Below are 10,248 nucleotides of genomic sequence, written 5' to 3'. Positions count from 1 at the left end.
CGATTTAACACTCCAAGTGCAAAACAGCAATTAACTATTTTAAAACAGATAGTTAAACGTAAAATTTAAACCTTATCTAGGACAGCCCCTTCAATTTTGTATTGGGAATGAAATTAATCATAAAATATCATTAAGTATATGACGTTCTTGTTCAATTTCACATGATTTAACCATCCCACTTAGTACACTAACAAAAACGTCATTCCATTTCTGACGCTCTCTCGAAGCATGCCAGTTCTCAAACAACACTTTCTCAAGAGAGATCCAAATAACTTCTGCGCGAGAGGTATTTAATAGCTCCTTGAATACTTCGTCAGATACAGTAAGGACATGAGCATAAATTTTATTATCAATAGTCCAGAAAGGCTCTGGCTTGGTAAAATCAGCCAAAGAAGCAAAAGCCAACCCACGGAGCTGTGCTGCTTCCATTGTGCTGTTCACTTTATGACTATCCCGCCAGGTTTTTAAATCACCCAACAGATAATTTACGCGTTGATTTCTTGCTTTGCTATCTTCAGCCTGGTATTGGATATAAGTAGGGCCATTACCAGTCTGGCGATAACGAGCCAATGTTTTGACACTTACACCAGGGCCGAAACTTCGGCACTCAGGGTTGCATCATCTGGCATACTACCAAATAGCCGCCATACTTCGGCGTATTCCCTTAAAGTATCAATAGTACTCATTCCTTGTTCTCCTGATTTTCTGGCAATGGTGGGTACTTCGCCGAAGCCAAAAGTGTATTATACAATTCTGGTGACGTCATCAGCATATGAAGCTCAATCAGTTGAAGAGCATCAAATACCCGCTCTTTATCAGGCTCAGCATATCTTTCAGTAGGGTCTGTGGTATTACGGTGGTTAAGCAATCTTTTCACCACTGCATACGAAGTAAGCCCTTCTGCAACTCGACCAAAGGTTCTTCGTAGATCGTGCATTCCCAGCTTCATTATTCCAGCTTCCTGGCAGATATACTCGCACAAGCTTTTACTGTCAGAATAATATCCAACCTTGCTTCGTGATGAACGAGCCGGAAAAACCCATTTGCGTTTATCTGCCCGTATTTCGGTATCGTTGACGATATCTCGTCGGTCTTCCAAAATTCGCTTTGTAGCATCACAGATTGGAAGCTCATGGTCGTTACGATTTTTCGTGTCGTAAAAACGAATAACCCGGTTTTCGAGATCGACATAGCTTGTCGTTCTGACTTCCTCTTCTGTCAGGGCCTCTCGCCAGCACAGTGTTGCTGTCTCTTCTTTCCTGGCTCCTGTCAAAATGGTCAGCAACAGATAATCACAACCCAAACGATTAAAACCTCGCTTATTGTGTAATACAGCTAGAAACCGTCCCAAAGTATCTTTGGGGGACAATGGATTTCGTACGCCCTTGGCACGATAGCTATCTTCCAGCTCAGATCGTGTTCTGAACTTCTTCTGTACCTTTAAAATTGAAAAAGGGTTATAGGACAACGAAGGTTGTCGTTGCTAGGTCTGAGCATTCCCAGCTTCGATCTCGATTGCGTGTTTTACAGCAACATTGGCCCACCTAAAAGTCTGTTCTGCTGCTGTTCTGGCTCTTGAAGCAATCTCGTCAAACTTTCGAACGATTTCATTACCTGTAAGATCCTTGATTCGAAGGTTTTGCCATTCTTTCAACCGATTCTCAGCTTTGTTTAACACATTGAGAGTGTTTGGTTTAGCAGGTTTGGTTCTGCCAAGTAAGTGACTCCTGTATTGGGCAAAAGCTTCACTCACAGTCAATTCAGCCAAATCGAGTTCCCTTTTAATCTTGTTGGGATTTCTCTTTGTTGCAATCATTGTCTGAACCAACTGCCGAGCTGCCTCACGGGCTTGATCGATACTTGGAAAATCAGACACATTTCCAACCTTTACTTTCAAGACAGAGCTTGGCTTCTTACCCTCACTAACATTACGATCTGACGAGGCTACTCTTCGCTGGATTACATAGGTTTTTTTCGTCAAACTGACCTTCACACCGAAACCAACGGGTGAATCTCGATGATCGTCAAAAACTATGTAAGGTTTTTGGTCAGGGTTGGCTTCGAAAACGACTTTTCCAAAGCTACTGAGTTCAGGCTTAATATTAATACTTAACTTGTTGATAACAAAGCCTGATTGAAAGTTGTTTTCAAAGTATCACCACCATTTGTAGCCCAAAGAAGGAGTGCAATCAATCTATCACGCTTTGGGCTACAAGTGAGCTACAAATTTATGGGTTTATATGGGTTTAAAGGAGTTTTACCTGGGGTCACATGAGCACTTGAAAGAATTAAAAAATGAGTAAAATCAACATGAATGAAGACATTGATAAGGACTTCTCTAGCCATACGCCGATGATGCAGCAGTATCTGCGCCTCAAGGCTGATCATCCTGAGATCCTGCTGTTCTACCGCATGGGAGATTTCTACGAGCTGTTTTATGATGATGCGAAACGCGCCTCGCAGCTGCTGGAAATTTCACTCACCAAACGCGGCGCGTCGGCCGGTGAACCCATTCCGATGGCGGGCGTGCCCTATCATGCGGTAGAAAACTACCTAGCGAAGCTGGTGCAGCTAGGCGAATCGGTGGCGCTTTGCGAACAGATTGGCGACCCGGCGCTAAGCAAAGGGCCAGTCGAGCGCAAAGTCGTGCGTATCGTCACCCCCGGCACCATCAGCGATGAAGCGCTGCTTAACGAGCGCCAAGATAACCTGCTGGCGGCCATCTGGCAGAGCCAGCGCGGGTTTGGCTACGCCACGCTGGATATCAGCTCCGGCCGCTTCCGCCTTGCCGAACCAACCGACCTAGAAACTATGGCGGCTGAACTACAGCGTACCAATCCGGCAGAGCTGCTTTATCCGGAAGATTTTGCCGCGACGGCGCTGATTGAGAACCGTCGTGGCCTGCGCCGCCGCCCGCTGTGGGAGTATGAGCTGGACACCGCGCGCCAGCAGCTGAACCTGCAGTTTGCCACCCGTGACCTGAGCGGTTTTGGCGTTGAACAGGCCCACCACGCTCTGCGCGCCGCAGGCTGCCTGCTGCAGTATGTGAAAGACACCCAGCGCACCTCGCTGCCTCACATTCGCTCGCTGACCATGGAGCGCCAGCAGGACGGCATTATTATGGATGCTGCTACCCGCCGTAACTTGGAGATCACCCAAAATCTCGCCGGCGGCATTGAGAACACCCTCGCGTCGGTGCTGGATAAAACCGTTACGCCGATGGGCAGCCGCATGCTGAAACGCTGGCTGCATATGCCGGTGCGCAATGCTCAGACGATCGCTCAGCGCCAGCAGAGCATCAGCGCGCTGCAGGACCTGCATGAATCCGTGACGCCACTGCTGCGTCGGGTCGGTGACCTAGAGCGTATTCTGGCGCGCCTGGCGCTGCGCACTGCCCGCCCACGCGACCTAGCCCGCATGCGCCATGCCTTTCAGCAGCTGCCGTTGCTCAACGCTGAGCTGGAGCATAACGATACTGCCCACCTGCAGACCCTGCGCAGACAGATGGGCGAATTTACCGAGCTGCGTGAACTGCTGGAGCGGGCGATTATCGAAACCCCGCCGGTGCTGGTGCGCGACGGCAGAGTGATCGCTCCCGGCTACAATGCCGAGCTGGATGAATGGCGCGCGCTGGCGGATGGCGCCACCGACTATCTTGACCGACTGGAGCTCCGCGAGCGTGAAAAACTGGGGCTGGATACGCTGAAGGTCGGCTTCAACGCCGTACACGGCTATTACATCCAAGTCAGCCGCGGGCAGAGCCATCTGGTGCCGATCCACTATGTGCGCCGCCAGACGCTAAAAAACGCCGAGCGCTACATTATTCCCGAGCTGAAAAAGTATGAGGACGAGGTTCTCACCTCAAAAGGCAAAGCGCTGTCGCTGGAGAAAGGCCTGTACGACGAGCTGTTCAACCTGCTGCTGCCGCATCTGGAAGCATTGCAGAACTGCGCTTCGGCGCTGGCCGAGCTGGATGTGCTGAACAACCTTGCCGAACGCGCTTGGACGCTGAATTACAGCTGCACGACGCTGACCGATAAGCCGGGGATTAAGCTGACCGGCGGGCGTCACCCGGTGGTTGAGCAGGTGCTGAAAAAGCCGTTTATCGCCAACCCGCTCTCTCTGTCACCCCAGCGCCGCATGCTGGTGGTTACCGGCCCGAATATGGGCGGTAAAAGTACCTATATGCGCCAGGCCGCGCTGATTACGCTGATGGCCTATATCGGCAGCTTCGTGCCTGCCGAGCAGGCGGTGATAGGCCCTGTTGACCGCATCTTTACCCGCGTGGGAGCGGCGGACGATCTCGCCTCAGGCCGCTCGACCTTTATGGTGGAGATGACCGAGACCGCCAACATCCTGCATAACGCCACTGAATACAGCTTGGTATTAATAGATGAGATCGGTCGCGGTACCTCAACCTATGACGGCCTGTCGCTGGCGTGGGCCTGTGCCGAGAGCCTAGCCAGCCGCATCAAGGCGATGACGCTGTTTGCCACGCACTACTTCGAACTGACCACGCTGCCGGAACAGATTGAAGGCGTGGCTAACGTGCACCTTGATGCGGTTGAGCACGGCGATACCATCGCCTTTATGCACCGAGTGCAGGACGGCGCCGCCAGCAAGAGCTATGGCTTGGCCGTTGCCGCGCTGGCAGGGGTGCCGAAAGAGGTGATCAAGCGCGCGCGCCAGAAGCTGAAGGAGCTCGAAGCCCTGTCAGGCAGCGCAGCCGCCACCAAAGCCGACGGTTCGCAGCTGCCACTGCTAGTAGAAGAGACTTCTCCGGCGGTAGAAGCGCTCGAAGCGCTGGATCCGGATTCGCTGTCGCCACGCCAGGCGCTGGAGTGGATTTACCGCTTGAAGTCGCTGGTGTAGCACCGACCTCAACGCGGGCGAGGCATGCCTCGCCCCTACTTCTCAAGAACCCGGAATAGCAGGCAATAAAAAAACGGTAACCGAAGTCACCGCTTTTCGCATTACCCTGTTCAGTATTTATTAAAACAGTTTATTTTCGCGTGTTATTCGCGGAACAGCGCTTCAATATTCAGCCCCTGCGCCTGCAGAATCTCACGCAGACGACGCAGGCCCTCAACCTGAATCTGACGTACACGCTCGCGGGTTAAACCGATTTCACGACCCACATCTTCCAGCGTAACCGTTTCGTAACCTAACAGGCCGAAACGACGTACCAGCACTTCGCGCTGCTTGGCGTTCAGTTCGAACAACCACTTAACGATGCTTTGCTTCATATCATCGTGCTGCGTGGTATCTTCCGGGCCGTTATCTTCTTTATCGACCAAGATGTCCAGCAGTTGTTTCTCAGAATCGCCACCCAGCGGCGTATCAACTGAGGTAATGCGTTCGTTGAGGCGCAGCATCCGGCTCACGTCATCAACAGGCTTATCTAACTTTTCAGCTATCTCTTCCGCACTTGGCTCATGGTCGAGCTTGTGGGAAAGTTCACGCGCAGTACGCAGATAAACATTCAGCTCTTTTACGATATGAATCGGCAGACGAATGGTACGGGTTTGATTCATGATCGCCCGTTCAATAGTCTGACGAATCCACCAAGTGGCGTAAGTAGAGAAACGGAACCCTCTTTCCGGGTCAAATTTTTCTACTGCACGGATCAGGCCGAGGTTACCTTCTTCAATTAGGTCCAGCAGCGCCAGACCACGATTGCTGTAACGACGGGCAATCTTCACCACCAGACGCAGGTTACTTTCGATCATGCGGCGACGCGATGGCACGTCACCACGGAGTGCACGTCGGGCAAAAAAAACTTCTTCTTCTGCTGTGAGCAATGGAGAATAACCAATTTCTCCTAAGTATAGCTGCGTGGCATCAAGGATACGCTGTGTTGCGCCTTGCGACAGCAGCTCTTCTTTTGCTAAATCGTTATCACCAAGTTCATTTCCGACGAGAGCCTTCTCATCAAAAACCTCAGCTCCGTTTTCGTCGAATTCCGCGTCTCCATTTAAATCGTTAACTTTCAGCGTATTCTGACCCATAAGCGGCTCCTACCCGTGATCCCAAGGGCAGAACACCAAGGTTCTGCCGGATTAACGTTGCGGTAAATAACGCAACGGATTTACGGATTTCCCCTTGTAACGAATTTCAAAGTGCAATCTAACCGAGCTTGTGCCAGTGCTGCCCATGGTTGCAATCTTCTGACCCGCTTTCACTTCTTGTTGTTCACGGACCAGCATCGTATCGTTATGGGCATAGGCACTCAGGTAGTCATCATTATGTTTGATGATAATCAAATTACCGTATCCGCGTAGCGCGTTACCGGCGTACACCACGAGACCAGAGGCGGTGGAAACGACGGACTGACCACGAGATCCCGCGATATCAACACCTTTATTGCCACCTTCGGAGGCAGAGAAGTTATCAATGATCTTACCATCTGTTGGCCAACGCCAGCTTCCCACAGGGGTAGTACTGTCCGTCGTGCTACTTACGGTTAGGGCGGTAACCGGCACTGTTGTCGTTGCAGCAGTTTTACCGGACAAAGGTAGCATTCTGCCTCCACTTTGTGTACCTGAATCCTCAGAATACGTAATTACCGGCTGGTGTGCAACCGTTGCGGTTGTCATTTGCCCACCGGATGGAGGCGTGCTGACACCACCAGCGGTAGCATCGGCTACCGTGACCGCATTGCCGCCGGTGATAGGCATACCGGTACCGTTAGCGACCTGTAGCTGCTGGCCGACGTTGAGGCTGTAAGGTGCGGCGATATTGTTGCGCTGTGCTAGGTCGCGGAAATCGTTGCCGGTAATCCAAGCAATGTAGAACAATGTATCGCCGCGTTTAACAGTATAGCTGTCGCCGCCGTAGCTACCTTTCGGAATATTCCCATAACTACGGTTGTAGACGATGTGGTCATTTTCGGTGGTCACGTTCTGTTCAGGGGCGGCAGAAAGGGCAACCATGCCGCCGGTAGGCGGTGGGCAAGCCGGGCGAATAAACCCGCCGTTGCTACCGCCGGTACTGGTGCCTGATGAGCTGCTCATACCGGAATTGCTGCTCATCATGCCGGAATCATTTCCGCCAACGGAGCTGATGGGGGCCTGCGTGTTATCGCTGCTGGTACAGCCTGCCAGCAAAAATCCCACCAATGAAACGGCCACAATACGGCGCAATTTAAATACTGGGCTTCCCGTGCTCATTAATCCCCCACTTACGGCAATACTTTACAGAGACACAATATAGCTGACGGCAGCAAGGCCCGCATGCGCAAATTTAATCAATACTAACAATATCAATGATGGCGTGCCACGGAACAGTTGAGTTGTATAGGACTGTCCTAGTTTAATCTGACTCAGGCCAGATCGCCTTTTACCAGCGGGACAAAGCGCACCGCTTCAACGCTATCAATCTGGAATTCGTCGCCTTTACGGCGGATACGCTGCAGCACCTGCTGCTCATCACCCACCGGCAGCACCATGATGCCGCCATCGTCGAGCTGCGACATCAGCTCGGTGGGGATTTCCGGCGGCGCGGCGGTGACGATAATCGCATCAAATGGCCCGCGTGACGGCCAGCCGAGCCAGCCATCACAGTGGCGGGTAGAGACATTATGCAGATCTAGCTGTTTGAGGCGGCGCTTGGCCTGCCACTGTAAACCTTTGATCCGCTCAACCGAGCAGACATGCTCCACCAGATGCGCCAGAATCGCGGTCTGATACCCGGAACCCGTGCCGATTTCCAGCACGCGGGATGCCGGCATCAGCTCGAGCAGCGCGGTCATTCTGGCCACCGTATAGGGCTGGGAAATCGTCTGCCCGGAACCAATTGGCAACGCGGTATTTTCCCAAGCTTTATGTTCGAAAGCCTCATCGACAAAACGCTCGCGCGGCACCTCTTCAATCGCCTTTAGCAACCGTTCGTCATCGATGCCCTGCAGGCGCAGCTGCGCTAGCAACGTCTCTATGCGACCACTCACCATTCGCGGCTGGCCTCAAAGTTTTCCAGCCAAGAGGAGACCTCTTCCTGCGCGGCATGCGCGGTCAGGTCAACGTGCAGTGCGGTCACCGAAACATAGCCTTCATCGACGACGGCAAAATCGGTTCCCTGACCAGTATCCAGCTTTTCACCCGGCGGGGCAATCCAGTACATCGTATTACCGCGCGGGTCCTGCTGGGAAATCGCCCGAACGCTGGGATGGCGGCTGCCGCAGCGCGTCACGCGGATACCTTTTATTTCTTCAAGCGGCAGGTTGGGCACGTTGATATTGAAGATGCGCCCGGTGTGCAGCGGTTCACGCAGCAGCGCTTTAAGGATCGAACAGGTCACCGCCGCCGCAATTTCATAATGCTGATACCCGTCCAGCGACACGACCAGCGCAGGCAGCCCGAGGTGGTGCCCTTCCATCGCGGCAGCGACCATTCCGGAGTAAATCACGTCATCGCCCAGATTAGGGCCAGCGTTGATGCCTGAAACGACGATGTCCGGCTTCGGCTGCATCAGGGTATTCACCCCGAAATAGACACAGTCCATCGGCGTGCCCATCTGCACGGCAATATCGCCATCCGGATAGTTAAAGGTCCGCAGCGGCGTCTCAAGCGTCAGCAAATTGGAGGCGCTGCTACGATTACGATCGGGTGCGACCACCTGCACCTCAGCAAATTCATGCAGGGCGTTCGCCAGTGTCTGGATGCTTGGCGCATGGATACCGTCATCATTACTCAGCAATATGCGCATTTACACCTAACCTGTTGATAAATTTGTTCACCTACCCCGGAAACTGTGTGAAAATCACCGGGGTTCCTAGTGCGGCTGAAGGCATTTTAGCTGGATACAGCGGGCTGTGGTAGGTATAAATGTCTGGTAAACCGAAGGACAATTACAAATATTCTGAACGGGCTGCATGCAGCATTATCCCTCTTCCCCAGCTGATGCAAAAATCTCCGCTGGGCGCTCAGCAACTGCGTCAGGCTGAGATATTGATAGTCATAGCGTGCAGCCACCGCGGCGATCTGTGCCAGCTCGGGATAGTGACGGTGGTTCCAGTGGGGAAACAGGTGATGTATTAAGTGTAGGTTTATCCCCCCAGCCAGAAGCCCAGCCAACGTGCTAAGGGATCCCCAGAAAATTACTGCTAATAAACCAACACCATATTTCGGTAGTTTCTAGTCAGATGGTTAAGAACTGTACTCAGTACCGTTCGCTTTAAAATTGGCGGGGAGTTTCGCAGAACATTTTTTGCTAACGTCAGATACGAGATAGCCCGCCGCGATTTAATGCTGTTGGCCGGGTACTCCAGGTGTAACCCCTGATTTTCAGAGTGATAACCAAGAAGCCTCATGACAATTGTACTCAGCGTTGCCAGCAGGCTCAGAACCAGCATTCTTCCTGTTGAGCAACTTTTACTGGCCCGAAGACCAAAGCGTTCGCTCTTTTAGTCGCGGAAGTTCTGCTCTGTCTGCATCCGACGGCTGTATAACTTGATGATTTCTCGTGGCCTGAAATCATCTGTACTGCTGAAGATCAACCAAGCGTCTTTTGTCGATTTATTCTGTTCTTTGTCGGTTTCGGTTAAACCGGGCTTACCTTTCGTAACGTTTCTTTTTTCGCCCTTTTGCCAATTTCTTATAGGTGTAAAAATGCTCCTAGATGCTTTTTTTCGTTTCTTTGACCAGCTTCCCCTGCCCCATATATTCCGGCGTTTTACATTCCAGGCAATCCGACACTTTTAACCCTATTTCACGAGTCTTATCGAGACAAAAGTGAACGTTATTTCTGATCCGACCAATAAAATCCCAGCCCAGCGAAGTAATATGATGAAACCATGCGTTCTGAAATCCAGCATTCTTGACAATAATAACTCTGGCATCGGGTGGCAGAGATTGAGCGAAAGAATCAAGGAAATTATTTTGTATCAATGGATTATTTTGTTTTTCAAAAAGAACGACCTTGCTCAATAAAGGGACAGAACGCCCGTCACAAAGAAGGCTTGCGCGAAGGACATGATGCTCCTGGGACGGATAGCCACTCCAGTCTACGGCAACTACACACAAAGATAACTGCCGTGTCAGCATTGAAGTTATTCAACTGAAAATCAATGGGATATATCGATGTAAGACGCGAATTCAGATAATAAGTGCAACTCTCGGTCATGTAGATGGAGGGACGGTTAGCTACCGATAAGCTATCCTGCTCTTCCGACTAAAGATGAGCGAGTAACTATGAAATATCAGCAGTGAACCGAAGGATTACGATACCAGATAGCTCTGTTGTGTGAAGACA

At 51.5% G+C, this 10,248-nt stretch carries 6 protein-coding genes and 4 pseudogenes; 2 read left to right on the top strand and 8 right to left on the bottom strand.

Going from position 1 to position 10,248, the window contains the following annotated elements:
- Positions 1-69, top strand: a pseudogene (locus tag BBW68_RS18120) (IS1595 family transposase); the annotation flags it as partial.
- A 48-nt stretch (positions 70-117) separates the two neighbouring features.
- Here the strand turns inward: BBW68_RS18120 and BBW68_RS13890 are convergent.
- Positions 118-686: pseudogene (locus BBW68_RS13890) on the bottom strand (hypothetical protein).
- A pseudogene (locus tag BBW68_RS13885) lies at positions 683-2,151 on the bottom strand (tyrosine-type recombinase/integrase). The pseudogenes BBW68_RS13890 and BBW68_RS13885 overlap by 4 nt, the downstream one beginning before the upstream one ends.
- 159 nt (positions 2,152-2,310) lie before the next feature.
- Between BBW68_RS13885 and mutS the strand changes: the two are divergent.
- Positions 2,311-4,872: a DNA mismatch repair protein MutS gene (gene mutS, locus BBW68_RS13880; RefSeq protein ID WP_070135798.1), complete on the top strand. Its 2,562-nt coding sequence runs from the start codon at positions 2,311-2,313 to the stop codon at positions 4,870-4,872.
- Between the two features lie 143 nt (positions 4,873-5,015).
- On the opposite strand, the gene rpoS is transcribed toward mutS, so the two are convergent.
- From rpoS to BBW68_RS17165, 6 genes and pseudogenes are all read right to left on the bottom strand, one after another.
- Positions 5,016-6,008: an RNA polymerase sigma factor RpoS gene (gene rpoS / locus BBW68_RS13875; RefSeq protein WP_070135797.1), complete on the bottom strand. Its 993-nt coding sequence runs from the start codon at positions 6,006-6,008 to the stop codon at positions 5,016-5,018.
- 51 nt (positions 6,009-6,059) lie between these two features.
- On the bottom strand, positions 6,060-7,169 hold the full coding sequence (gene nlpD / locus BBW68_RS13870) for a murein hydrolase activator NlpD (RefSeq protein WP_070135796.1): 1,110 nt from the start codon (positions 7,167-7,169) through the stop codon (positions 6,060-6,062).
- A 152-nt stretch (positions 7,170-7,321) separates the two neighbouring features.
- Positions 7,322-7,948 carry a protein-L-isoaspartate(D-aspartate) O-methyltransferase gene (locus BBW68_RS13865; RefSeq protein WP_070135795.1) on the bottom strand — a complete coding sequence of 209 codons (627 nt, stop codon included), beginning with the start codon at positions 7,946-7,948 and terminating at the stop codon, positions 7,322-7,324.
- A complete protein-coding gene (surE, locus tag BBW68_RS13860; RefSeq protein ID WP_070135794.1) occupies positions 7,942-8,703 on the bottom strand; it encodes a 5'/3'-nucleotidase SurE in 762 nt (253 codons plus the stop codon). Before surE ends, BBW68_RS13865 begins: the two co-directional genes overlap by 7 nt.
- An 86-nt stretch (positions 8,704-8,789) precedes the next feature.
- The gene (locus BBW68_RS17170; RefSeq protein ID WP_245675279.1) at positions 8,790-9,071 is read right to left on the bottom strand and encodes a fatty acid desaturase family protein; all 282 of its coding nucleotides are present in this window, start codon (positions 9,069-9,071) and stop codon (positions 8,790-8,792) included.
- Between the two features lie 29 nt (positions 9,072-9,100).
- Positions 9,101-10,082 (bottom strand): annotated as a pseudogene (locus BBW68_RS17165) (IS4 family transposase); the annotation flags it as partial.
- Positions 10,083-10,248 lie beyond the last annotated feature (166 nt).

It is taken from the genome of Candidatus Erwinia dacicola, from assembly GCF_001756855.1.
Classification (GTDB): Bacteria; Pseudomonadota; Gammaproteobacteria; order Enterobacterales; family Enterobacteriaceae; genus Erwinia; species Erwinia dacicola.
This window is presented reverse-complemented; position numbering and strand designations above follow the sequence as displayed.